The sequence below is a fragment of the Paenibacillus sp. FSL L8-0158 genome (genome assembly GCF_038592965.1).
Classification (GTDB): Bacteria; Bacillota; Bacilli; order Paenibacillales; family Paenibacillaceae; genus Paenibacillus; species Paenibacillus polymyxa_D.
Map to the genome: position 1 here is coordinate 5,737,553 of NZ_CP151949.1, position 26,355 is coordinate 5,763,907.

Below are 26,355 nucleotides of genomic sequence, written 5' to 3' on the forward strand. Positions count from 1 at the left end.
AGTTTCAAAGAGAGACCATCCTTTTTATAAGGGTGGTCTCTCTTTGAAGAATGTCCCTATACCTTTTCCTCGCAAACTATCACGGAAGTTCCACAATCTTTTTACCTCAACTAGTTCCTGATCATTGAATTCCATTCTGTATACATCTGGTTTGGATGTATGTAGTAAAAAATTCAAATCATACTGCTTGTCATAGTACCCCATCATTAAAGCCATTACAGCTCCATGAGTGCCTAATGCGACTTTCCGTCCTCGGTAGATTTTTAGCAATTCCTTTAAGACTGTTATACTTCTATTCTGACAAACTGCATTAGACTCTCCTCCCGTTAAAGCAAAGTTGGGATCAGAAAATGACTTATCTAACAAAGGGAATAATTCATCATCGGGCATTCGGTTGTCTTCATTCAAAAAAATTCTTTCTTTGAGATCCTCGATTATTATAACTTCTTGTCCTGAGCATTGAGCTAACTCTTGAATGGTTAAGATTGCCCGTTGATATGGACTTGAAACGAAAACCTCAATCCCCTCTCCTTTCAATAACTCAGTTATTTGAAAAGCATCTGACTTGCCTTTATCAGTCAGACCTCTTGTTCTTTCATTTCCTTCCGTCTTTGGTGATTCGCCATGTCTCACCATGTAAATGAAAGTTTTCATAGTATCCTCCATGAAGAGCTGATGATTTTTTATTACATGATATTCGTGGCTAAATATCAGAACCCCTTTGATTTTCTCTTGTTTCTTATTGCATAAATTTTTCTTGAAGGTGACGTTACGTCATTTGCTATACTGACTGAGAACGACATGCTAGAGCAATCAATTGGATGTGAGGAATGAATGGACAAAGAGAACTGTCTGACGACAGGACAGCTTGCCAAACGTACAGGGATAACGGTCAGGACATTGCGCTATTACGATCAAATCGGACTTCTGAGTCCAGGAGGCCATCGCACTGGATCCATAAGATTGTACAACATGAAAGATATGGAAAGATTACAGCGAATTCAGATGTTGAAGTATCTAGGGTTATCGCTTCAAAAAATAATGGACATTTTAGATGCAGAATCGCCATCCAACGGAGAGATCAGACACTCGTTGCAAGCACAACTCGATGTTTTACAAAAGAAAATTGCTCATACGGAGCACGTAGTGCATGCAATACGAGATGCCATGGAAATGTCGGTCTATGGATCCGATTGGAACCATTTGGCGGATGTTATTCAAACCGTGCAGAGTGAGCAAAATTGGGGGGAGCAATATCGGACGGCGAACCGCCTGCAAACGCGGATACATCTTTACGACAAGTACAGTACGAATCCTCAAGGCTGGCATCGTTGGATTTTTGAACAACTGGAAGTGCAGCCGGGAGCCCACATTCTCGAGTTGGGCTGCGGCGACGGGACCTTTTGGATAAGAAACGCCGAACGAATTCCAAGCAGCTGGCGTATCACGCTTACCGATATGTCTAGCGGGATGGTGGAAGAAGCACGTTGCCGTTTGGGAAGCAACAGTTCGCAGTTTAAGTTTTTATCTGTTGACGCGCAACAGATCCCATTCCATGAAGAGCAATTCGATATGGTTATCGCTAACAACATGCTTTACCACGTGCCGGACATCCCTAGAGCAATCCGCGAGATGCACCGTATCTTAAAGCAAGGAGGTATAGTATGCACCTCTACGATGAGCACTCGACACCTACAAGAGGTCGAACACTTGGCGGTTTCGTTCGATCCTGAACTTCTTGTGTTAGATCATGCTATTAATCGGTTCCACCTGGATAACGGAGAGGACTTGCTGTCTTCTTGCTTTTCCGATCTTCGGTTGCTTCGATACGAAGACTGTCTGTTGGTCGACGAAGCGGAACCCCTGATCGAATATATAATTTCGACTCCGATGAATGCAAGAGAGCGACTTGTCGGAGCGGTTATTGACAAGTTTCGGGACCACGTCAATCGGCTTCTGCAGCAGAACGGAATCCTCGAAATGACTAAAGAGAATGGAATCTTTCTAGGGAGGAAATGAGATGAAGACACAACAGCACCACCCAAGAGTACGGATTGTAAAAGAGGAGCTTCTATCGGATAACTGGTACAACTTAAATAAGATCACATTCGAGTTTGAAAAAAATAATGGACAATGGGAGACACAATCCCGAGAAGTATACGATCGTGGCAACGGCGCTACGATCCTGCTCTATAATCGGCACAAACAAACCGTTGTTCTGACCAGGCAATTCCGGATGCCTACTTATCGAAACGGCAATGAAACTGGAATGCTTATCGAAACCTGTGCAGGACTACTCGATAAAGAAACACCGGAAGAAGGTATTCTTCGGGAGACGGAGGAGGAGACGGGATACCGTATCGACCGTGTGCAGAAAGTCGGCGAGGCCTATATGTCACCGGGCTCCGTTACCGAAATCCTGCACTTCTATGTAGCCGAGTATAGTGAAGATATGACAACGGGTGGCGGTGGTGGCCTTGAGGAGGAGCAGGAAAACATTGAAGTGATGGAACTTCCGTTTGCTCAAGTGCTAAACATGGTCGAAAGCGGCGAGATTCGTGACGCCAAGACAATAATGCTGCTCCAATACGCTCAGATCCAGGGTCTCTTGAAAGTGAAATCGAAACCGCTTCATATCCTTATCGCAGGCCCGTATCGATCTGGGACGAATGATGATCCTGTACTAATCGAGAAGAACGTCAACTACATGAATGAAATTGCTCTTCAAGTTTACAAGGCTGGTCACATGCCGGTGCTGGGAGAGTGGTATGCTTTGCCCCTTATCGCAACAGCCGGTTCCACTACTCTGGGAGATGAGACTTTTAACAGAATCTTTCATCCGTCTTCCATTCGCCTGCTTGATTGCTGTAACGCCGTGCTTCGAGTTGGGGGACCTTCTCAGGGTGCCGATGAAATGGTAAGGGTGGCGAAAGAGAAAGGATTGTTGATTTACGAACGGCTCGACGAACTTCCGTTGGTGTGACATACCCTCTCTAACCAGACCAAAGACAACTTGCCTCTGGGCATCCCCCGCGGATCACCCGAAGAACCTTTCAATCAACTGAGACACTAAGGGAACTACGCAAATGTTTAACATCACTCATCGGTGGCCGTCCAAACATGCGTCCATATTCCCTGCTGAACTGCGAAGGACTCTCATAGCCAACGCGAAAGCCTACAGTGGCGGCTTCCAATCCCTCCGAGAGCAGTAAGCGGCGTGCAGCCTGCAGTCGAATGGCCTTCTGATACTGCAGAGGACTTATAGCCGTTACCTTTTTAAAGTGCTTGTGTAAGGAAGAAGGGCTCATGTTTACTTCCTTCGCCAATTCTTCGATCACAAGAGGCTTAGAGTAATCGCGGGTAATCAGATGGATCGCTTTGGAGATGCTATGTGCATAGCTGCCAACTACAGCAAATTGCCTGATTAGAGCTCCCTGCTCACCTTGTAATACACGATAAAGGATCTCGTGCGTGATAAGCGGCGCAAGAAACTGAATATCCGCAGGCGTATCCGAAAGTCTGACAAGCCGAAGCAGCGCATCAAGCAGCAGAGGGTCAAATTGGCTCACCAGTATGCCGCGTCCAGTCTTTACGTTGCATGGAGGAGGACTCTTCTTGATAATGTCCAGGATGACGTCTGGACTAATGGATAATTGAAGACTTAGATAAGGAAGCTCCGACGAGGCTTGAGTTATTTTACCAATTACGGGAAGTTGAACTGATGTGACCATGTAGGTTGTTGGATCGTACACATAGTTTTCTCCAGCCAGCATTGCAGTCTTTGAGCCTTGTGCGACCACGTACAGGGAGGGCATATGGACCGTATGATTCAGCTCGGACACATGGCTTGCACGTCTGAAATAAAGTCCTGGCACAGACGAAACAAACGTACCGTCCGAAGACGCGTGTTGATCAATCAGACGAATCAGTTCTTGTAGATTCGTAGAAATATCAGAGGGGGGAGAAGACGAAATCATACATGCTTCACCTTCCTTTCCGTTGAACGCTAATTTTGATGTGCTAATTATATGCACGCCGAATAGGATTAGGCAAGAATTGAACTTGATCGGTCTACCTGTCTCAATCGAATTCTACTTAAAATGTAATTGCAAGGCCAACAAAGGGCCTAAGGCAAATAGATCAAAGGAAGAAGGATTGGGCTATGAGTTTGGAGGGAAGAATAGAGAACAAAGTCGTCGTGATTACAGGTGCAAGCAGCGGAATTGGAGAAGCAACAGCACTGTTACTTGCCGAGCGTGGAGCAAAAGTCGTGCTTGGAGCGCGCGGGGTGGACCGCCTTGAAGCACTGGCGACACGTATTACGAATAGGGGTGGCGAAGCTGTTTATGCACGCACTGACGTGAGTCGGCGCGAGGATCTGTGCAACCTCGTTACTTTGGCTTGCGAACGATACGGGAAGCTGGATGTTCTCGTCAGCAACGCTGGCGTTATGCCTATATCCCCTCTCGATGATCTGCGCGTGGAAGATTGGGAGCACATGATTGACGTCAACATTAAAGGCGTTTTGTATGGCATTGCTGCAGCGTTGCCTGTCTTTCGCAAACAGGGTTTCGGACATTTCGTGAACACTGCTTCTACTGCAGGACACAAGACCGTTCCAAACCAGTCGGTCTACTCCGGCACGAAATTCGCCGTACGTGCTATCTCGGAGGGGCTGCGCCAAGAGGCTGGCGATAAACTGCGCGTAACCATCATTTCGCCAGGTATTGTGCAGACAAATTTCACCGAGAGTTTAACAGACCCGGCTATAAGAGATCAACTCGCCGTCATCCGGGATAAACTAGCCATGACACCGGACGCGGTAGCCCGCGCAATTGGATTCGCAATTGAACAACCAGCTGATATTGATGTGAACGAAATCGTAATCCGTCCAACCGCACAAATGTAACATAAATAGATAGGGGCACCTCCCCTTGTGAGTGCGCCCCTATCTATTTACGCATAAAGCTTTACCATGGAAGCTGATCATCCATGTGACACCGAAAATGCAGAAGGATTGCAAAACTTTGATTAATGTACATTTTATTAAAAAATAGTGAGATGATCCAGTTACCAGCCATGCAAAATCAACGATGAAGCGGTTCTTTTTCGCCCAGGCCCAGCACCTCCGTTGTGGAATCATAAATTTCTTGGTAAAGCTCTGGGTTTTCCGCTAGTGACACCCCATAAGAAGGAATCATTTCTTTTATTTTTGATTCCCACTCTTCCATATGTTGTGGGAAGCATTTTTCCAATACTTCCAGCATAACGTGAACAGCAGTAGAAGCACCCGGAGAAGCGCCGAGCAGTGCAGCTACCGAACCATCAGCAGCACTAACCACTTCTGTACCAAATTGAAGTGTTCCTTTACCGCCCTCCGTATCTTTGATCACCTGCACACGTTGGCCCGCTACCACGATCCCCCAGTCCTCGATTTTGGCGTTCGGAATAAACTCGCGTAATTCTTCCAAACGCTTTTCATTCGATAACATCACTTGCTGGATCAGGTATTTGGTCAATGCCATCTCTTTTGCGCCTGCCGCCAACATCGTAATGAGGTTATTGGGTTTTACAGAGCCGATCAAATCCAAATTTGAGCCCGTTTTCAAGAACTTCGGTGAGAAGCCGGCAAACGGTCCAAATAGCAGTGCTTTTTGGTTACCGATATATCTTGTATCCAGATGCGGCACAGACATGGGCGGAGCACCAACCTTAGCTTTACCATATACTTTTGCATGATGCTGGGCGACAACCTTAGGATTGTTACATACCATAAATAGTCCACTTACCGGGAATCCCCCGATATATTTGGACTCAGGAATACCAGTTCTTTGTAGTAAAGGTAGACTTCCACCTCCACCACCGATAAAGACAAATTTGGCAGTATGGTATTCGATTTTACCGTTATCCAGATTGTGGACTTTGACTTTCCACGAGCCGTCGCCCGCACGTTTAATATCCTTTACACTATGCTTGTAATTGATTTCGACATTTTTACTTTTTAAATGCTCAAACAACATACGTGTTAAAGCACCAAAGTTAACATCTGTTCCAGAGTCGATTTTGGTTGCCGCGATTGGTTCATTCGATGTACGGCCTTCCATAATCAGCGGAATCCATTCCTTCAGCTTTTCAGGATCATCGGAAAATTCCATACCTTGAAACAGAGAAATAGTTGAAAGCGCTTTAAACCTTTTTTTCAAAAAAGATACATTTTTCTCTCCTGTTACCAAACTCATATGAGGTATTGGTTTGATAAAGTCCTGAGGATTACGAATCAAATGGCTATTTACAAGAAAAGACCAAAACTGTCTTGAAAGCTGAAACTGCTCATTAATGTCTACAGCTTTACGAATATCTATAGATCCGTCAGCTTTTTCGGATGTATAGTTCAGCTCGCACAGTGCAGCATGACCTGTACCTGCATTATTCCATTCGTTAGAGCTTTCTTCTCCTGCGTTTGCGAGTTTCTCAAACACTTTGATTTCCCATTCTGGTGCTAACTCTTTCAGCAATGATCCCAGAGTCGCGCTCATGACTCCGGCACCAATTAAGATAACGTCTGTTTTTTTCTGAATGCTATTCATAAAAACCTTCCTTATCTCTTATATTTGCAAAAAAGAGCAGGCCCTCCTGCTTAGGTGATACAAGAAGCAAGGCTCCACTCAGGAACATATCTTTTCTGTCTCTATTATAACTAAAATATAATCTTTTAAAAATTATATTGTCTATTATCTGATAATTATAAATCATTTCTGCTAAAAAGTGAGAATTTTCTTTGCAGAAATAATAAGAATTGATCTCAACACGCTGTATTATTGGGGCTTCACTTATTAGCAGTAATAACAGACACCGACAATTCTTCGGTAAACACACCCGTGGAGTCCATATCTAGTAGAACAGATGTTAAATCATTTTCAAATCGTACTAGATTATCACCAAAAAAGCGTCTTGAAGCAAATGATGTAGAGTACAGATTTCCAATGATCGAATCAACAGTCCATGTATATGAATAACTCGGTAAAATATGTCTTTGGACATTTTTGAATCCAGATTTTCTTACAATATCCTCATACCTCTCCTTTGGGGGAGTGTAAGTGCTATTACCAGCTCTTCTTGCGTCTCCTAGCCAACGTTTCACTACTTCGTTGACCTTGAGTTGCCAAAGTAAGGATTCCTGCTTCCCAGTATTATCAATAATAGCTACGCCACCATTAGTATCAGAACTGTTATACAGAATGTCAAGAATGGACTCTCTATCCATCCAATGAAATGCTTTCGCAATTATAACGAGGCGAAAGAAACCCCAGTCACATACACGCTCTTCCGCCCTTCCTTGTACCCATTTAACATTGTCCAACCTTTTATCACTGGACAAACGGTTTGCTTCATCTAGCATTTCTGATTCAGTATCTACACCTACTATTTCTTCAAACCAATCACTAAATCTTAGAGCTAACTGACCCGTTCCACATCCTAAGTCAAGTAAACGACCTTCCCCATTCAGAGAAAACTTGTTAACTAGAAACCGAATAAGCGACGAAGGATAAGGAGGTCGATACCTAGAGTAGTACCAGGCGGTACCTTTAAATAGATCTGGACCATAATCACTCATAGCTTATAACCTTCTCTCTACTGAACTTTTAAAACATGAGAGTCACGGGGCTGCCTGTAACGGCAAGTTTTTGGGCCAACCTTTACGGGACAGGCCCTTTCTAATTGCACCAGCGTTTCCTCGAATGAGCTTCACGGTTTATAAATACTTCATCATGATATTCGAAACAGTCTGTTGTTGATTCACCCAATCATAATCGGAGTTATCCATAATAAATGATTGAAAAGGGAGTTGCTCAATAATTTGCAATTCTAGCTCTCGTCGATGTTCAAGGAACTGAATATATCCTTCGTACCCGTGAAGCCCCTTTTGCTTTCCATAATCTTGCTCCGTATGGTACCAAATCGCGAAATCTAACCATTCATGAGATCTCATTGTCTTCACTCGCTCAATCGTCTCACGCACATTCGGTTGCTTCAAATAAAACAAAATTGGATTTAGGTTCTGAATTTGCTCCGCAATCTGTAATACATGCTGAACAAATCGATCATTTCCAGCATCATGCCGGGCGAGTAATGCACACCCTGGGTTCTGTAAAAAACAGCATTCGAGTATGATTAGCTTTTCCCTCTCTCGCTGACTCTTAGCAAAAGAACTCCAACGTTGAACCATCAACTCGCAATATTTTTCTACGGGTACTCCATCGTAAATTTCATAACGCCGGATTTCCTCATACAAACTAGGAGGAATTTCATTTTGAGCTGATTGCTGCGCAAGCGCATATGCGATTAAAGAGTCGTTGCCATTCAAAGATACGAACGGATCAATGTAATGAAACACCTCGGAATAGATTGATCGAAGCCGATCAAGTTCTTCGTTCGGTATACATGCAACCGATTCATAATCAGCGGGATGTCGTAAGTCTCCTTCTAAAAATAGTTCCGATTCTATTGGATGTTTGTTTAACATGTCATGTATGTATCTAGATAATGTGGATTTGCCAGAGCCAGGTATGCCTTCAACGATAACCAGTTTCGTTTTCGTAGCTGGTACATTGGCCATAGTATCACATCCTTATGAATTATGATTACCTTAAGGAGAACCCAATTGTCTCGTTATATCGCCAGATAGCTTAGGAACCTTTCCTTTATCTCGACATCCTTAGAAAACCAATAAAAAGCATTGGATCCTAAGGAATGACCCAATGCTTTTATAGATGGATATCTTCTAGTTATTTAATAATTACGTATTCCAGGTTAACCAGTTTTGCATAAGTCACAATTTGGTCTGTGGTTAGATTCAAGGAAACCACGGTATGGTGACCTCCGCCGTTCTCAATCCATGCTTTAACCCCATCTTGGAAGTTTGGCTTCACGTTCCACAGTACACGGGCCACTGGAAGATTTGGAGCAGGAACTGTCGGTTCAAATGCGGTAACCTCATTGATCAGCAGTTTATAATGGGTGCCAAAGTCAGCCATGGAAACAACCACACCGTCTCCTGCCTTGCCGTCAAATACCAGACGGGCTGGATCTTCACGATCGCCGATACCTAACGGAGAAACGATGACTTTAGGCTTGTTGCTCGCCAACGTTGGGTCAACTTCAAGCATATGGGATTGAAGGATCGATTCCTGACCAGTCGCTAATTCATAGGTGTAGTCTTCCATAAAGCCAGTGGATTGGTTATGGCTCATGACTTTAAGCAGACGATCGAGCGCTGCCGTCTTCCAGTCCCCTTCACCGGCGAAGCCGTATCCTTGTGCCATCAAACGTTGAACAGCAAGACCAGGAAGCTGTTTCATACCATAGAGGTCTTCGAAGTTCGTAGTGAAGGCAGTATAGCCGCCATGATCCAGGAATCGTTTAATAGCAATTTCATAGCTTGCTTGCACTCTTACACTGGCTTCCCAAGCTTCCTTGCTATAAGTACCATAATCAAACTCATAGAGTTTGGAGTATTCCGCAAACAAAGCATCAATCTCTTCTTCTTTCACAGCATTGACGTACTGAACGAGGTCGCCGATTCCGAAGTAGTCAACGGTCCATCCGAATTGAATTTGAGCTTCGACCTTGTCACCTTCCGTAACACCAACGTTACGCATGTTGTCGCCAAAGCGGGCAACTTTGATATTGAAGCTTTCGTTATAAGCAACCGCTACATCCATCCACTCTGCGATTTGCTTCTGAACTTCCGCACGTTCCCAGTACCCTACGACCACTTTATTCTGTTTCTTCAGACGGGCATTGATAAATCCATATTCACGGTCACCATGAGCTGCCTGATTGAGGTTCATGAAGTCCATGTCAATCGTAGCCCAAGGAATGCTTTCATTGAACTGTGTAGCCAGATGAAGCAACGGCTTCTGCAGCAATTTAGTACCGCGAATCCACATTTTTGCAGGCGAGAAGGTATGCATCCAAGTGATGACACCGGCAACCTCGTCACGATAGTTGACTTCTTTCATGAGGTTGGTGATTTTGTCTGCACTAACCGCCAGATCCTGCAATACAAGCGGATAAGGCAGAACACCACTTTTATTTAAGGCATCGGTCATTTCTTGTGCGTGTGCTTTGACTTCTGCTAATGCTTCTTCTCCATACAGATGTTGTGAACCTACGACAAACCAGAACTGTTTTGTACCTACTGTTGACATCATTCATCCTCTTTTCTTCATTTTTTAGTTGGTCTTACTTTTGCCCGTAGTAGGCGTCTTTCCCATGTTTGCGTAAATAGTGTTTATCTAGAATGCGCTGCGGCAATTCTTCAGCAAAATGATTCAATTCTCGTGCGAATAAATTCATTTTCGAAACTTCTTCCAACACGACGCTATTCATGACTGCCGATTTCGCATCTTTGCCCCAGGTGAAGGGCGCATGACCCTTAAGCAGAACACCCGGCACTGCTAAAATATCTAGTCCGCGCTGCTCAAAAGTTTCGATGATGACACGGCCGGTTTCCGCTTCGTAACCACGATCAATCTCCTCTTGTGTCAAGAAACGGGCGCAAGGAACAGAACCATAGAAGGTGTCTGCATGAGTAGTCCCCATTACAGGTACATCCAAGCCTGCTTGAGCCCAAATGGTCGCCCAAGTCGAATGTGTGTGTACAATACCGCCGATCTCTGCGTAATGCTTATAAAGTACGGCGTGAGTCGGTGTATCTGATGAAGGCCTCATTTCTCCTTCAACAACATTGCCATCAAAATCGACAACCACCATATCGCTAGGTTTCATCGTGTCATAACTAACACCACTAGGTTTGATCACGAATAAGCGGCTCTCACGATCAACAGCGCTTACGTTACCCCAGGTGTATTTTACGAGTCCATGTTTAGGCAAATCCAGATTGGCTTGATATACTTCTTCTTTCAGTTGCTCTAACACGTCAATTCCTCCAGTTTTCCACTAGATTATCTACAGCAGCCTGTTCAATCGCTAGGCCTTGTGTGTAGCGTTCCATGAATGATTCAAATCCTTTAACGTCGGAACTGTCGGGAGAGATTTCTTGCCCCTCAGCATCTCTAAATACTTTTTGGTCGAGGAAGTCTTCCAGACTTTCTTGTTGATCCTTGTTCTTCATGTAAGAAGCGAGAATGGCAATACCCCACGCCCCGCCTTCTCCGGCTGTTGACATCACTGATACCGGGACATTCATGGCAGCCGCAACAATTTTTTGTCCGACGATAGGGGTTTTAAACAAACCACCGTGAGCCAGAATGCTATCAATTGCGACATTTTCTTTCTTTGTCAAAATATCCATTCCGATTTTCAAAGCAGCAAACGCAGTGAAAAGATGAGTCCGCATGAAATTGGCCAAATTGAAACGGCTCTCAGGAGAGCGGACAAACAACGGTCTGCCTTTCTCTATTCCGGTGATATTCTCCCCTGACAAATAGCCATAGCTGAGTAAACCACCGCCATCTGGATCCGCTTCCAAAGCCTTGTTCAGCAACACACTGAACAATTGATTCGGATCCGCCTTTTGCCCCATTGCCTCAGAAAATTCACGGAACAATCCCAGCCAAGCATTGATATCACTTGAACAGTTGTTGGCATGAACCATTCCGACTGGATTACCATTCGGTGTAGTCACCAGATCAATTTCCGGATATACCGCTGAAAGATCCTTCTCTAATACAAGCATGGCAAAAACCGAGGTTCCCACAGAGACGTTGCCCGTCCGTTTTCTCACGCTGTTCGTAGCGACCATCCCTGTTCCCGCATCACCTTCTGGAGGACAAAGCGGAATACCTGGTTGTAAATCTTCGGATTTATCTAGGATTTTGGCTCCCGCGGCGGTTAGTACACCTGCCTGCTCGCCTGAAATATAAACTTTAGGGAGAATTCCTTCTAACTTCCAATCGTAGCCTTTGGACGCAATGAGTTCATCAAACTGCTTAACCATCGATTGGTTATAATCATGTGTAGTCTCATCAATTGGGAAGATACCCGATGCATCTCCGATGCCAATGGCCTTATTGCCAGTCAGCAGCCAGTGAATATATCCAGCTAACGTCGTCATAAAATCAATTTGAGGGACATGTTGCTCTTCGTTCAATATAGCTTGATACAGGTGAGCAATACTCCATCGCTCAGGGATGTTGAATTGGAATTTATCAGTTAACACTTTTGCCGCAGTACCAGTTGTCGCATTCCGCCAAGTCCGGAACGGAACAAGCAACTCGCCCTCGCTGTCAAAAGCCATATATCCGTGCATCATTGCAGAGAATCCTATAGAACCAACGGTACGAAGGGTGATTCCATACTTTTGTTCAACCTCTTGTTTCATCTCACGATAAGCCTCTTGCAGACCCGTAATAATACTCTCTAAGTTGTACGTCCAATAACCGTCTACCAAGAGATTTTCCCACTCATAGCTTCCAGATGCGATTGTTTCAAAATGATGATCAATCAGCACTGCCTTGATACGTGTGGATCCAAATTCGATACCAAGTGAGGTTTCTCCCTTAGTAATCGCTTGTTTAATGTCTTGATCCATGCTCACGTGACTCCTCTCTCTGAACAACTGTTTTAACCGCAATAATGAAAGAAGGCGCTTTCTTTAATTTACAACCTTAGTATATTTTTTGTTCGTACATTTGTCAACATGAATACATAGTTATACATACAAATATTATTATAAACCGAGTATTTCTCTATTTTTCCTTTAGTATTTATGCATGTTAGACTATGGATTATAATAAGATCATAATTATGCTAAAATATGTACATACAAATATTACGGGTAGGTAAATTGGTATTAGGACAACCAGGAAAGAAGGAATAAAGTGAAACCAAAGTATCAGGTCATCCTTGAGGATATAAAAAGCAACATTCTATCAGGAGCATACAGCGTAGGAGAACAAATTCCAACGGAATCGGCTCTGCAGGATAAGTATCAAGTTAGTCGCCAGACGGTTCGAAAGGCTATTTTAGAACTATCCAACGAGGGCTTTTTAAGAAGTGAAAAAGGATCTGGCACCTATGTCAGCAACCAATTCCGATCAAAAACCGGCGGGAATTCCAGTAATAAAACCATCGGAGTCATCACCACCTACATTTCCGATTACATCTTCCCTTCTATTATTCGCGGGATTGAAGCCAGATTGAATGAAGATAATTATTCATTGCTATTAGCTAGTACAAATAATGATGTCGCACAAGAAAAGAAAGCTTTGGAGATGATGTTGTCCTTTGGTGTGGATGGCTTGATCATTGAGCCTACGAAGAGCAATCTATATAATCCCAATATCTCCTACTATCTGACGTTCAAGGAGCAGGATGTTCCGTTCATTATGATTAATGCCTATTATGAAGAATTGGAAGTTCCCTTCTTTTGTCTCGATGACGTACAGTCCAGCTATTTGGCAACCAAAGAATTGATTGTTAACGGACACACACACATTGGTATCATTGCTAAAATGGACGATTTACAAGGAAAGCATCGAATGAAGGGATATATTAAAGCGCTTGGAGAGGCCAAGTTACGGTTTCACCCAGAGCAAGTGCTCTCATTCTATACAGAGACGAAGCAGGACCTGTCCACCAACTTAAAAAAATTCCTAACCGAACAAAGAGACGGGTTAACCGCAATTATCTGCTATAACGACGAGGTAGGATTAGAAGTTGTACATGTATGCAGACAACTTGGGATATCTGTGCCCGAAGACTTATCCGTTATAGGTCAAGATAATTCCTATATCTCCAAAAATGCAAACATCAAACTAACGACATTAACACACCCCCAGGAACAAATGGGACGTGATGCCGCCGATTGGGTTATTAAGAAACTGCAAGGGAAGAAGGATCTGCGCAACCACACCTATTATCAACCTATGTTAATTGAAGGGGAGACGGTAAAGAAGAGACTGAAGTAGATGGTTCTCACATTACCTCTAATTATGAACCGCCAATAAAACAATTTCCGATTGAGCCCACAAAAGCGGGATGGCTGTTTTATGCAGAGGCCATGTTTGAGCATGCGAATGAGTACCAAGTGGGTGAACGACACTCCAAAGATAATTAATCCAAGTCATGATCATGTTTGCGGAGAGATCGGAAGCAATTTACATCCGATTTCTCCAATTGCGCTTTTGCCTACTTTAATATTCTCCTTTAATTACAAAAAACGAACCCCGAATGGTTCCGGCTAGTTTTGACTTCTGTCTAGCAAACTTAAACTTCCCTTCTAGCTCCTTTGGCACCTCCATCCCCTCAGAAAGCTTAAAACCAACGGCTCGCTTCTTAGGGTCATCCACCGTATACATGACGTTGACCCCAAGACCATCCTCATAAAAGACGTAAGCAAATTTAATATTTTCCACTTGAAAACGTGACGTTTCTAAAGGTTTGGCCGCAAATTCAATATCACGCTCTTTCAGAACTCGGTTCACATAATCAAGGGTCTCCTGACTTTCACTAGCTGGCACAACCGTAAATTGATGCTTGTATTTGTTCATAAAGTAACGGGCTTCATTAGCACGCAAACCAGCAAGCGCTTCTACTACAGGTGAAGACTCTAAACCAACCGTAGACACATTATTAAAATCAACGATATAGGACATTTCCATCTCTCCTTTTATCTCATTATGCCCAAAAAACTTGCCGCTACTTATGGTACGGTTTTTGAGAATCAAGAATAAACATAGATGCATCTTGTCCCATGAATACTTTACTTGCATTATAAAAAGTTTTGGATTGAATATCTCTATACCCTATTTTAGTCATAATGTCAGCCAGCTCTTCTTGATTAAATCCGTTATGAACTATGTCTGAAACTACTTTTTCATTTTTATTAAAATCTACGATTAATAAATGTCCTCCTTCATTTAGAACATCAAATAATCTGGATAAAACAAATTCAACATCATGAATATGGAGTAAAACCTGAGCCATAAAAATATAATCCGCATGCAAATCCGATAGACCTTTCTTTTCAAAATCAAAGCATAATGTATCTGCATTCTGAATATGAAGATCAGTAATTTTTTGCTTTATTTGATTAATCATATTTTGTGAAGTATCCAGAAAAAGCATAGAATTAAAATCATTTAACAAGTTCATTCCGACAAGACCCGTTCCACACCCGAAATCAACAGCCTTCTTACTATTAGCATCAACTACATATTCACGAATGGCATCAGATGATGCCTTTGCAATTTGAATTCTTTCCGAAGTGTCATATATATTCGCTATCATTTCAAACTTATCCGTATTTCCCATGATTACTCCTCCAATCCGTCTTAATAATATTCTGAATACAACAATATAGAATGATATTCTATCGAAGCATTTGCATTTAGTCCACACTCTTATTCATGCTTACGGAAAACAAAACTGTTTTGCTTCAAAATTTTCGCCCTTATTTGTGATGTGGCTCACCACCCTACCTGTAACGGGAAGTTTTGAATAAAGGCCACCCCGTTAAAAGGATGGCCTTTAGAATCGCTAATCTATTCTAATTGCTTCGATATAAAGCTCGATTCTCACTTCATTTCCAACGACAATTCCACCCGTTTCCAGAGGAGAGTTGAATGTCAAACCAAATTCATTGCGTTCGATACTGGCCGTTGAATGAAATCCTACACGTTCCCGGCCGCGAGGGTCTTTGTTTAATCCTTCAAAAACGGTACGAAAAGTGATGGGTTTTGTTACTCCATGCAGAGTTAGATTGCCCGTAAGTTCATATTGCCGTTCGCCAGCAAGGACGCAGCTGGTGCTTTGAAACGTAATGGTTGGATACTTGGCTGCATGAAGGAAGTCGTCGCTCTTCAGGTGCTCATCTCGTTGCGATTGGCGAGTTGTAATACTATTTGCATCTATGGAAGCCTGAATCCCCATGGTTGTTAAATCGTTGGGGTCAAAACTCAAGATCGCTTGGAAATGCTCGAATACTCCTTTGATTCTACTAATCATTAAATGCGCCACCGAAAACTCGACGGAGCTGTGGTCCGGATCCACTTCCCATTTGATATTTCTCATGAATAAATTCCACCCTCTATGATAAGATCTTTGAAAAAGGTCACCCCCTCTCAAAGCACTGCGCTATTCGCATGCTCCTAATATACAAAAACGCTACTGACAACAGGATGTCAGTAGCGTTTTATCATTTTTTCGGCTTCCTCGTTGTCTACAGACAATAAAGTTATGTACTAAACAATAAAGTTGTGTTCTAACTTATAGTAGCTTGTGAGTGACTGGAGGCTTGCGGAAACAACCTGTGAAGCTGAGTAAGGACGAAGATCGATCAAGGTCAGCAGATTTCAAAGCCGTTTTGGGGTAGCTAAACCAGACCCTATATCGAAACTTAAAAGCAAACGGACTTTTCCCTGAAATCCACTAAAGAGAAGTCGCCGTATTTGTTATGTAACGTTTCTTAGTTTTAAAAATGAGTTTAATCTCTTGTTCTTTATTTCTGATTAGCACGTTGTGAGAGCCATTCTTTTTTCAGTAATGCATATTGATACGTATTCTCGTATTTCGGCGTGCCGTCTTCGTATTTAACAAATGAAACGAATTCCATGAAACAGCCTTCCTGGCGAAAGCCCAGCTTATCACACAGCTTCTGGGAACGGAAGTTATCGTCCTCGACATAGGCGTACAGTCTCCTTACTTCCTGTTGCGTAAAGAGATATTCTATGAAGGCGTTGGCGCTCTCGCTTGCGTACCCTTTCCCTTCAAATCTGGCATTAAAATTCCATCCAATACCATACGTATCCGAATCTCGTTCTTCCTTCATACCAAACAGTTCTCCGATCAGTTCGTTGCTATCTTTCAGGCAGACCGCGATATGGGAGTCGTCACTGCTTCTTTTTCCGACCTCCTCTGTAGCTTCCTCCAACGTCGAAATCTGGTGATCCATAAAGCAGTTAACTCTTGGATTAGCTGTATACTCCAACAATCCGGCAGCGTCGGTTGCGGCAAAATTCCGCAGGATCAATCGGTTGGTTTCAAGCATTTGCATGGATATACCTCCAGTTGTTATTTAAACGGCCAATAAAGTTGTGTACGAAATATTAATGAAACATCATAAAAGAATCACTTTTAGTAAAAACAACTTTATTGTATACCGGACAGGTGAAAATCACTGTAGTTACTCGCTAGTACACAACTTTTTTGTCCATAGAAACTCGTAAATCCGATTTCGGAATGTTCAGGCTCTGCCACGTCATAATTAAATCGAAGGTGCCGACCATCTGAAGGCTGATACTCTAAACTTATCCGTCGACATTTTATGGATAATTCATACACGCCTTCCTCACGATTCGTCTTTGTCGAAATAATCATCTGGCAAATGTAGTTCTCGCAAACAGCCGATAAATTCTTCTCTGAAATTCGGATTGCTTTTATATTCCGGCCATACCGCCTTATAGTAAGGCAGCAAATCTTTATGTGGAATAATGCCCCAGTATAAAATCGAGTTATTCAGAACCTGCGAGTCGCCCCCCATCAACATCTGTTCAATGATCTGCCAGCTTCCCAGCTTGTTTTCGCAACTGCGCGCGGCATAGATGGCAGTGGTTTGCATTGTGAGGTCCGCGTGACACAAGAAAGGCGCAAAGTTCTGGAGCGTAATCGCACCGTAATCTTCCAAGATATACCCTGCATAACGCAACGTTTCCGGATCGTGAATCCTGTCAAGCCTTTGCAAGATCACTGGAATAAACTCCGTTAAATCCTCAGTTTTACTGGAAGCGTGCAGAATCTGTAAAGCTTGCAGAAAATCCTCATATTCATCCGATTGCAACAGCTCCAGAAGATATTTTCTACCCGTGTCAAAGGAAGTTTTGCAGATGAGCCAAATGGCTGTGGCCCGATTTTTGGGGCTTTGCTCTGCAATATTTTTCAAAAAGGCAAGGGTTAGCTGAGAGACTTTCTTAAACTTGAACATTCCATCAAGCGCTTTGGCTTGGATTTCTTCGTTTGGAGCGCTCTGATAAATCTGGATCAGCGCATTCTCATCACCCGGCATTCGACTGCCAAACCACCCGATATCATAATCCAGAATAATTTCATCCAGCCAGCGCTCATACCAGTCCAGAAAGCTGCCTTCATAGACAAAGAAAAAAGGATGATCGGGATGAAAATCGGAGGTGTACACAATTCTCCCCCTATATTTCCCTTCAAGTACGAGATACATGTCGTATTCGCAGCCTTGGGTACCTATGCACAACATGCCGCCCAACACCTTATTACAGGTGTCGTCGTATTCCTCATCGGGAATGTCCTCATCCTTGGTCAGGGGCTCAATCAGATGGTTCCATTCCTCTTTGCTCATCCCGGGATACAGAACGGATTTTGCAAGGAGTGCCTGGCACTCGGTATAGGAAGTTGCCTTTTCAATGGGATAAATCCCATAATAGGGGCCGGCGCCTCCGTTGCCGACGTTCGTTAAAAACAGCGCGTAAGGCTCAGGAAGTGTGACCTGATTGTGGGTTTGCCAGTCCGCCAGCTCTTTTGCTGTAAGCTTCTCTTTAACCCTATATTGATGTGAGGATGCTCCAAACACCGAGAAGTCCGTGTCTTTGCGCATGGCTTGACTCAATTTGTTTTTTATTCGATCCAGTTGCGTTTCTTTCTTCCCAGACCACATATTTGAACCCTCCTGTTGACCATAGCCAGGCTTCCTTTGTTTGCTTATCCAGCAATTTTATTATTTTTTCTATGGGTCGTACCTCTTTAAAATGATATGTATCTAGAGTACCACAGGAAAAATCCATATGAATGGACTCAAGTTCTGGATCATGCCTGGGATTTACTAAAAGAAATGGGCTATTCCGAGTTAAAACCGATTTGGATTAGATAGTGGTAGTGGCAATTGTTTGTGGACTAGCCCCCTTTGATCACTCCAAGGGGGCTTAAAGTTCACAGGTATACGATTATTCATTATCCGGCGTGGCCGGACTGGCCGAGGGCATCAAGCCTTTAACGGCGCCGAGAAATGGGCGAATGGACTTGATCATGCCGTAGCCCATCTTCACGACCGGGACAAATTTCTGGATCATGCCGAACAGCCGCAAGCCGCCGCCGAGCATACCGCCAAGCCCTCCTGCGCCCGCAGTGGAGCCGCCAAGGCCGCCTAACAGCGAGCCCATCATCGGCAGGAATGCCGACACCTTGGCGTCCGGCTTGCGGGAGCGCGAACGGCCAGACGGCTTACGTGCGCCGCTTTTCCGGTTGCCGGGACGGACGCTCGGGGCATGCGAACTGGCTCTGCGTTTGAGAGATCGGGAATCTTGCTTCCCGGAAGAAGCGCGTGGAGGAGCTCCAGCACTAGCAAGTATCAACCCGCCGCGATTAACGTCGGTGATGTAGCCGACGTAAGTCTCTCCACTGTGCAGGGTGACACAGACCGGACGGCCCTGAAACTTCTTAGCCCGTGCACGCATCTCTTTTAATTGTGCCATGGAAGTTCACCTCGCTCACTGATTATAATTCAGTTTACGCCAGGGGCGGGTTACCTGCTTGTGCGAATGGGGCATACGCACGCTAAATCAAGAGAATTGCCAAAAACCTGCTACTGGATGTTGTATCTCATTCGTCCCCACTTTGGCGAAAACATATAGTGATCCAAAACCAAAAGGATAATTGTAATCCTCTTGAAGCAACGTTTCGGGGTAGCCATCTTCATCTACCTGAAATAAAAAAGAGAATGACTCCTCCTTCAGCTTCGCAAAATAATAGTCTTCATTTTGAATAAGTCTCGGGTTTCCGCCTACTTTGATCAAAAAAGGCTGATCCATCGATTTTTTGTCATGGCTTAATTTCCCATCTGAAATTGCATGCTTTACAAGCCCTGGGTTAGTAAACATATCTTTGACACTTTCAGTTGAAGTGGGATGCTCAATCACCTTGACCGAGCAATTAGGATAAATGTTGTTTTCTAAATACTCCTCATAGTCTTCAGGGATGAAGATCGAAATCATGCTCTCCGGTTTAAAGGGATGGACGAGGCTCAAGTAAAAAACATATTTTTGGTTATCTTCGTGGATGAGGTCCGATTGATTATCAAAAAATTCGGGCGCATTCCCGCCGATCCAGCCCGCACTATGCTCGTTCGATAGGATCGACCCCGCATAATAAAGAATACATTCCGTTCTCTCAGCTAAAATATTCATTTGATATTCATTAGGCATTTTACAACTCTCCCTCAAGAAACGCGAAACCCCTCACTCCGCTGCTTCCGCCAGCCATGCTTGCATAGCTGGAGACTCTGCCTGATTCAAACGCAGGGCGATTTCGGTATTGATCTCATCTGGCGGCATGATCTCGACAAGGACACATACAGACTCTCGCGGTTGATTCAAGGCAAACACGCCTTCATCATCGAGCATTTTCATCGCCAGCTCCATGGCCTTCAGCCTCGAATCAAATTCACGATTCCATTCATCAGCTTCAAGCTCCGCAATGGAAGGACGCTCCATAAATAATTGTTTAACATCATCGAAGTCCTCATCCTCGTAACAACAATAGGGTGAATCGGCATAAGACCATTTGATGAGTTCCGCAATCGTTGACCCCGGCGTGTCACTTTCTTCTCCTTGCCTGGCCGCTTCCCTCTCCAAGGCCTCCCATGACCAGGCGGAGATGCTTGGCGCATGTCCCTCTCCAGAAGTGAATAGCGTGCAGTAATAGTAACGTTCACCATTTTCAAAAAGAGTGCGAAAGGACGTCCTAGCCACATCAGCAATTTCTGCCGCCAGCGCCTGTATTTCATGCGTCGGTTCCATGACAATCGCCCCTTAGCCCTATAAATATATCTTATTTCCATTATAAAAATTGTTCGTACTAGATTTTCACCTGAATCCTGGAAATGTGTGCGATTAAGGTTCTAATTCAAGGTGCATCTTGGCTTCCGCCTCATCCCATGGCACCGAGTAACCCGCCCCTTTGGCGCAAAAGATAGAGGAGGATGTATACAGTGGGTCCGCCCCTTTGCGGTAGCCCATCCGCTCTATGACTTCCTCCGTATTATGGCAGCGCTCGTAGCCGCTGAACACGCAGCGGATACTGCCTCGTCCATGCGTAAAGGATGCAAATTCGGCACTGTAGTTCATGAAAGTCGACACGGGTACCCTGCCCGTGACCACCGCTTGCGTTCCGCTTGTCTGCGGTGGATTAAAAATACCCGAAGCACGCTGAATATCGGACAGCACCCTGCCCATTTCATCGATAGCGACCTTGATTTTAAAATCGTAAAAGGGCTCCAGCAGCACGTTGTCCGCCTTCTCCAGACCCTGCCGTAGTGCTCGAAAGGCAGCCTCACGAAAATCGCCGCCATGGGTATGTTCTTTATGCGCGCGGCCCCTCAGCAGCGTAATGTTCACGTCGGTGACCGGCATGCCGGTCAGCAGTCCGTGGTGCTCCCGTTCGTAGAGATGACTCCGAATCAGATTCTGATAGCTGACATTCAGATCATCGGCATGACATCTGCTATCGAACATGATGCCGTTGCCCCTTGCTCCCGGTTCAATCAACAAATGCACTTCCGCATAATGCCTGAGCGGTTCGAAGTGGCCGTACCCTTTCACAGCCGATTGAATCGTTTCCTTATACAAGATTTCCGGTTGTCCAAAAGAGATAGCAAAGCCAAACCGCTCTCTAACAAGCTGCTCCAGCACTTCCAGCTGAATCAATCCCATGACGCGGATAGAAATCTCCTGCAATTTCTCATCCCAAACAACGTTCAGAGAAGGCTCCTCCGCCTCCAGCGTGCGAAAAGCACCGAGCACCTTCTGTACATGTATCGAATTGTCGAATAATACCTTCGATTGTAACGTCGGCTCCGAGTCGTAAGCTAACTTGTCTGATATCGACCCAAGGCCTTGCCCAGCTTCGGCGGCGGACAAGCCGGCAACCGCAAACAAATCGCCGGCTTCCACTTGTTCCACCGGCTGCGATTTAAGGCCGTTAAACAAGAAGATCCGCGTAACTTTTTCGTCATATTGAACGCCGCCACTCTCGTAACTAAGCTGTTCCCTCACCTTCAGCCGACCACCCAGCGCCTTAATGAACGTGAGTCTCGCTCCGCCTGCATCGTGCCGAATTTTATAAACCCGCCCCTGGAACGAAGCATTCTCGTCATAAGTGGTTGTCGTCAGCAGATGCAGCTGATCCAGAAATTCAATGACGCCTGTATCCTGAAGCGCAGAGCCGTAAGCACAGGGGAAGAGGAGACCCGCCGCTATCATCCTCTGCAAGGCCTCCAGCCAGAAGCCGGAATCCTCTCTCCCCTCCAGGAATGCTTCCAGCAAGGCTTCGTCCCGCTCCGCCATGGCCTCCCGCAATGGCTCGCCGACTATGCCGTCAGCGAAGCTCTGTGTAATGCAGCATACGTCCCCCGTCAACTGCTGTCGGATATCCTCCTCGGTTCTGCCTGCATCCGCGCCGATCCGATCCGTCTTGTTGATAAAGAAGAACGTCGGAATCCGATGTTTGCGCAACAGCTGCCAGACCGTCTCCGTATGGCCCTGGACACCTTCAACTGCGCTTACAATCAGGATGGCATAATCAATGACCTGAATCGCCCGCTCCATCTCCGGGGAGAAATCGACGTGTCCGGGCGTGTCTATTAAATAATAGCTGTCTCCTTTATATTCTATTACCGCCTGATCTGCGAACACCGTAATGCCCCTTGCCCGCTCGATGTCGTGGCTGTCCAGAAACGCATCCTGATGATCCACCCGCCCCCGCGACCGGATACTGTTCGTATGGTACAGCAGCTGTTCCGCAAAAGTTGTCTTACCTGCATCCACATGGGCGAACAGGCCAATCGTTAGTCGCTTCATAGAATCCCACTTTCAACGCTTCTTGTTGATACTGCTCATTTTATTAAAGCATAGACATCGGGAGAGTGGGTAGAAGTTGGTTTTGAGAGGGGGTCTTTTTTCATTGACAGAAGATAAAGGCAACGAGTTACATTTATGTTGAGTGATTTCTCCAGATTAAAATATAATTAATATACTATTAAAGGAAACTCCCCTTCGAATCTACTCCAACTTGGAGAACTTCGCCTAACCATCATTCCCGACCTCATTATTGTTATAGTCGTCAATAATTGACATCGTTTTATTTGCCACTTCACTACCGAGCGAGGCATACAATTTCTTATCGCCGATCACATAAAATTCTTCTTTAGCTCGCGTCGCTGCAACATTCATCATATTGGGATCAGAGACAGCCCATCTTGCTGCCCCACTGCTATCAGAGTCCGCTCCAAGAACAAAGTAGACGACTTTGGCTTCTTTCCCTTGAAAAGTATGAACTGTACCAATATTCGTTGTCTTCCCGTTTTCTCGTTTTGTGAATTTAATTTCATCTAAAACCTGGGCAAGCTTATAAGCCACATTTCTAAATGGGGTGATCACATAGATTTCATCCGCTAAATCCGGATCTTCCTGCAAACGTTTATCAATCATTCCTTTCAATAAGTCAGCTTGTTCCTTAACAAATTTGTCATTTGCTTTACCGGTTGAATCATACCACTGTGATTTCCCTTGTGCCTCATCTGCTGATTTACCTTGTACCATCAACCCCTCATACGAAATTTCATTTGAAATCGTAAACATCGGATAGTTCGAGCGTCTGTGTACCCAAAGGGGTATGCCAATCCATTCATCCTCATTTTTTTGGAAACCATACTGACTTGTGGCATCCACAATGGTTTGAGTAGACGCATCAGCAGAAACAAATTTCTCATCGACTTCATAGTGTCTTCCAATTAAGGTTAAAACATTTGAACCTAGCGTCATTACGGGTTTTATTTGTGATGGATCCCCAACGACCATAACCTTTTTACTTCTAAAAATGGCACCCACACTAGCTTGTGGCAGTGCTTGACCCGCCTCGTCTATAAACAGATTACCTATTGAATCTTCATTAAGATTTTTAAACATTCGACCAAAACTAGCAAAAGTAGTGCTGACAACGGGGATCGTGAAATTCAACCAATTCCATGATTCTGAAATTAGCTGCTGTCCATTCTCTTTTCCCAAGTATTCAGACTGCCTATTCCAAATATTTCTCGCGGCTTTTAAATTCCTTCTGTTTTCATATAGGAATTGCTTTCTAACTTTTAAAGCTGAAATAAATAGCTCTGATTGTAATTTACGGAATTTTACTGTAAACCATGGATTAGACTTTTGCAGCTCATCATACGATTGTGAAAAATCTGGTTCCTTAATGCCACTTTGATACTTGAGTTTTTCTAACAATACAATTTCTCGTTCCACTTTTTTAAAACCATTTTGCTGTTTGATCATCCATCGATCGAAGTTAGCTCTTGTGTCCTGAGTTTGTTTTTGAACATACTCACTTTTCGCAACATTTTCCCTTAACCTATTTTCGAGTCGCCTACGGTCATTTAACCATTTCGTTTTTTGTTTAGATAGATCATTTAAATGATCATTCGCATTATTCAGATCTTTGAAGTACTGCTCAACTTTTGCCTTATTAAATATTTTCTGAAGCCACAAAAAACTTGGCTTTTGAGAAGTAACTACGTCATAATTCCTTTTAGCTTGAGCTTGTAGATCAATTAGGTTTTCTATTCCAGCAGAAGCATTTGACCAATCCTCTTGGAGATTTTCAATTTCTTGTCCCAGTCTTTCTAGTTCACGTCTCGCTTCTTCTTCCTGTGAGATTAAATCTATTCGTTTCTTTTTTTCTTCTTGTTCAAATGCAAACATTTGCTCTTTATGCTTGGTTTTTAATTTTCGAAGAGCATACATTTTCTCGCTATAGTCTTGCATTTTATCTCTTTCGATTTTTAATTCAGCATACAGACGGGAGAATTCTTGATATACACTTTCACCTGTATTCGCTTGATCATGATCCTCTAAATCTTTTTCGATTGCTTCAATGGTTAAAAGAAACTTGTTCATGTTTGTTGACGCGCCGCCCTCTAACGAGAACACACCCCAATTTCCCTCATATAAAAGCTCACTTTTAATCTCACGATTCTGTCCAAAACCTTCACCGGTTAATTTAGAATTGGAAACCTCTTTTAAATAATCTGCTTCATCTAGTAACTTTTGAAAATCGCCCGCAATCGTTTCTTTCTTTGGTAACTCCTTAACAATATTTTGGACCGCCCCATTGTTTGAACTTGCAACAACAATGTTTTTATCTGAAATGGAGTGTGGTAAAACACCAAGCTTAAAATCTTTCCAATAAACCAGACTCCCTTTAATCCTTTTATCAGGAAGCTGCACAATTTCCGCTGTCTGTTGTACGACTAAATCAGCAAAAATATCTTTTAACAGTGTTGTTTTCCCTGTTCCTGGTGGGCCATTGACACTACGAATATCATTTTTATCATTTAAAGCTAGATTCACCGCAACCTGCTGCATAAATGAAAGCTCGAAACCGGGATTACTTGGGAACCGCCCGAGCGGATAGAACTTAGGTTGTAAAATAGTTGTCTCGAAAATTCGGGGGTTAAAATGAACGGACTCTTTATTGCCATCCAGATTGTGCCTATGTCCCGAAAAGCCATTAAAATATCGATCCAAATTTTTATTAGTGATTGTCTTTGCTTTGTTCAGATCTTCAATAAAGAACGAATGTAGATTTACATCTCCGTTATCCAGATTTTTCACAAATGCATAGCGGAAATTTTCTGCGGAAATTTGATATCTATGAAAAAGCTCAGAGATGGTGGTATGAAAACCTTCTTCAAATTTGCTGTTTAAATCTTCTCTAAATACGTTTTCAACTTTCAAAAAATCTTTCGGTAATTCACCATGTTGGCGGATATAACCACTCATTGTATAAAACAATTTGTCTGCTAGAAAATTCAATTCGTTATCAAAATAGATAGAGAAGGTGAATTTGTCAGATTTACTAACTTCCTCGTAGGTTTTAGCAAACTTGTATTTCTCCCTCAATAATTCAACAACTTCTTGAAAATCAAAAATATCGAAATATAATGCTAGGCCAGATTTCTTAAAGAACTTATCTGATACATCTTGTTGTTCTTTTTGCTTCATTAAAAAGTCTGAAAAAAACTGATTCCAATCCTCTTCCATTGTATGTATGAGCTTTAGCGATTTGTCTTTTTTATTAATAGAACCTTCGGATAACTGCTCGATCGTAATCCAAGAATTTAAAATATCTTGCCGTTTATTCATGAGTCTCCCCCCTTTATCATCTGTAATTACTATTATAAAGCTCTCACCCTGTCATCTAAAGACAAAAAGAAAAGCTCCCCAACTTAGAGAGCTTACCAATGTACCATTCAATTATATAAGATTTCACTGCTTTTAACAGTGTATTGTATTCCATTCTTATTCCAGCTCT

General features: G+C 43.6%; 22 protein-coding genes. 4 read left to right on the top strand and 18 right to left on the bottom strand.

Annotation, left to right across the window (positions count from 1 at the left end; all coding sequences use genetic code 11):
• Positions 1–24: 24 nt before the first annotated feature.
• Positions 25–654 (bottom strand): histidine phosphatase family protein, encoded by a 630-nt coding sequence (locus tag NSQ68_RS25465; RefSeq protein ID WP_342427569.1) that lies wholly within the window; start codon positions 652–654, stop codon positions 25–27.
• A 180-nt stretch (positions 655–834) separates the two neighbouring features.
• Here NSQ68_RS25465 and NSQ68_RS25470 point away from each other — a divergent pair, with 180 nt between their 5' ends.
• Both NSQ68_RS25470 and nudK read left to right on the top strand, forming a co-directional pair.
• On the top strand, positions 835–2,019 hold the full coding sequence (locus tag NSQ68_RS25470) for a MerR family transcriptional regulator (protein ID WP_307350688.1): 1,185 nt from the start codon (positions 835–837) through the stop codon (positions 2,017–2,019).
• Position 2,020: 1 nt separating this feature from the next.
• Complete coding sequence (gene nudK / locus NSQ68_RS25475; RefSeq protein WP_307350686.1) at positions 2,021–2,983, top strand: GDP-mannose pyrophosphatase NudK; 963 nt, start codon at positions 2,021–2,023, stop codon at positions 2,981–2,983.
• Between the two features lie 70 nt (positions 2,984–3,053).
• Here the strand turns inward: nudK and NSQ68_RS25480 are convergent, their stop codons facing one another.
• The gene (locus NSQ68_RS25480) at positions 3,054–3,977 is read right to left on the bottom strand and encodes an AraC family transcriptional regulator (RefSeq protein WP_342427570.1); all 924 of its coding nucleotides are present in this window, start codon (positions 3,975–3,977) and stop codon (positions 3,054–3,056) included.
• 185 nt (positions 3,978–4,162) lie between these two features.
• Between NSQ68_RS25480 and NSQ68_RS25485 the strand changes: the two genes are divergently transcribed.
• On the top strand, positions 4,163–4,909 hold the full coding sequence (locus NSQ68_RS25485) for an SDR family oxidoreductase (protein ID WP_342427571.1): 747 nt from the start codon (positions 4,163–4,165) through the stop codon (positions 4,907–4,909).
• 178 nt (positions 4,910–5,087) lie between these two features.
• On the opposite strand, the gene NSQ68_RS25490 is transcribed toward NSQ68_RS25485, so the two are convergent.
• The 6 genes from NSQ68_RS25490 to NSQ68_RS25515 form a co-directional block, all read right to left on the bottom strand.
• Positions 5,088–6,587 (bottom strand): malate:quinone oxidoreductase, encoded by a 1,500-nt coding sequence (locus NSQ68_RS25490; protein ID WP_342427572.1) that lies wholly within the window; start codon positions 6,585–6,587, stop codon positions 5,088–5,090.
• Between the two features lie 239 nt (positions 6,588–6,826).
• Positions 6,827–7,615, bottom strand: coding sequence for a class I SAM-dependent methyltransferase (locus NSQ68_RS25495; protein WP_342427573.1), 789 nt, complete (start codon positions 7,613–7,615; stop codon positions 6,827–6,829).
• 138 nt (positions 7,616–7,753) lie between these two features.
• Positions 7,754–8,617, bottom strand: a complete 864-nt coding sequence (locus tag NSQ68_RS25500) for a hypothetical protein (protein ID WP_342427574.1) — start codon at positions 8,615–8,617, stop codon at positions 7,754–7,756.
• Positions 8,618–8,786: 169 nt separating this feature from the next.
• Entirely contained in the window at positions 8,787–10,211 is a 1,425-nt protein-coding gene (araA, locus tag NSQ68_RS25505; RefSeq protein WP_307350672.1) for an L-arabinose isomerase, read from the bottom strand.
• Between the two features lie 34 nt (positions 10,212–10,245).
• Entirely contained in the window at positions 10,246–10,941 is a 696-nt protein-coding gene (locus NSQ68_RS25510) for an L-ribulose-5-phosphate 4-epimerase (protein ID WP_068939259.1), read from the bottom strand.
• Between the two features lies 1 nt (position 10,942).
• A complete protein-coding gene (locus tag NSQ68_RS25515) occupies positions 10,943–12,556 on the bottom strand; it encodes an FGGY-family carbohydrate kinase (protein ID WP_342427575.1) in 1,614 nt (537 codons plus the stop codon).
• Positions 12,557–12,845: 289 nt separating this feature from the next.
• Here NSQ68_RS25515 and NSQ68_RS25520 point away from each other — a divergent pair, with 289 nt between their 5' ends.
• Positions 12,846–13,934 (top strand): GntR family transcriptional regulator, encoded by a 1,089-nt coding sequence (locus NSQ68_RS25520; RefSeq protein ID WP_342427576.1) that lies wholly within the window; start codon positions 12,846–12,848, stop codon positions 13,932–13,934.
• Between the two features lie 225 nt (positions 13,935–14,159).
• Here the strand turns inward: NSQ68_RS25520 and NSQ68_RS25525 are convergent, their stop codons facing one another.
• The 10 genes from NSQ68_RS25525 to NSQ68_RS25570 all read right to left on the bottom strand — a co-directional run bounded on the left by NSQ68_RS25525 (position 14,160) and on the right by NSQ68_RS25570 (position 26,186).
• Positions 14,160–14,621 (bottom strand): phage tail protein, encoded by a 462-nt coding sequence (locus tag NSQ68_RS25525; protein ID WP_342427577.1) that lies wholly within the window; start codon positions 14,619–14,621, stop codon positions 14,160–14,162.
• Positions 14,622–14,664: 43 nt separating this feature from the next.
• A complete protein-coding gene (locus NSQ68_RS25530; protein WP_342427578.1) occupies positions 14,665–15,279 on the bottom strand; it encodes a class I SAM-dependent methyltransferase in 615 nt (204 codons plus the stop codon).
• A 225-nt stretch (positions 15,280–15,504) separates the two neighbouring features.
• Positions 15,505–16,038, bottom strand: coding sequence for a YceI family protein (locus NSQ68_RS25535; RefSeq protein ID WP_307350659.1), 534 nt, complete (start codon positions 16,036–16,038; stop codon positions 15,505–15,507).
• A 427-nt stretch (positions 16,039–16,465) separates the two neighbouring features.
• Positions 16,466–17,020 (bottom strand): GNAT family protein, encoded by a 555-nt coding sequence (locus NSQ68_RS25540; RefSeq protein ID WP_342427579.1) that lies wholly within the window; start codon positions 17,018–17,020, stop codon positions 16,466–16,468.
• Between the two features lie 294 nt (positions 17,021–17,314).
• Positions 17,315–18,649, bottom strand: coding sequence for an SMI1/KNR4 family protein (locus NSQ68_RS25545; protein ID WP_342427580.1), 1,335 nt, complete (start codon positions 18,647–18,649; stop codon positions 17,315–17,317).
• A gap of 286 nt (positions 18,650–18,935) precedes the next feature.
• Positions 18,936–19,463: a hypothetical protein gene (locus NSQ68_RS25550; RefSeq protein WP_342427581.1), complete on the bottom strand. Its 528-nt coding sequence runs from the start codon at positions 19,461–19,463 to the stop codon at positions 18,936–18,938.
• 87 nt (positions 19,464–19,550) lie between these two features.
• Positions 19,551–20,192 (bottom strand): hypothetical protein, encoded by a 642-nt coding sequence (locus NSQ68_RS25555; RefSeq protein WP_342427582.1) that lies wholly within the window; start codon positions 20,190–20,192, stop codon positions 19,551–19,553.
• Between the two features lie 33 nt (positions 20,193–20,225).
• A complete protein-coding gene (locus tag NSQ68_RS25560; protein WP_342427583.1) occupies positions 20,226–20,786 on the bottom strand; it encodes a DUF4303 domain-containing protein in 561 nt (186 codons plus the stop codon).
• A 93-nt stretch (positions 20,787–20,879) separates the two neighbouring features.
• A complete protein-coding gene (locus NSQ68_RS25565; RefSeq protein ID WP_342427584.1) occupies positions 20,880–22,844 on the bottom strand; it encodes a translation factor GTPase family protein in 1,965 nt (654 codons plus the stop codon).
• A 225-nt stretch (positions 22,845–23,069) separates the two neighbouring features.
• Positions 23,070–26,186: an AAA domain-containing protein gene (locus NSQ68_RS25570; protein ID WP_342427585.1), complete on the bottom strand. Its 3,117-nt coding sequence runs from the start codon at positions 26,184–26,186 to the stop codon at positions 23,070–23,072.
• Positions 26,187–26,355: the final 169 nt, after the last annotated feature.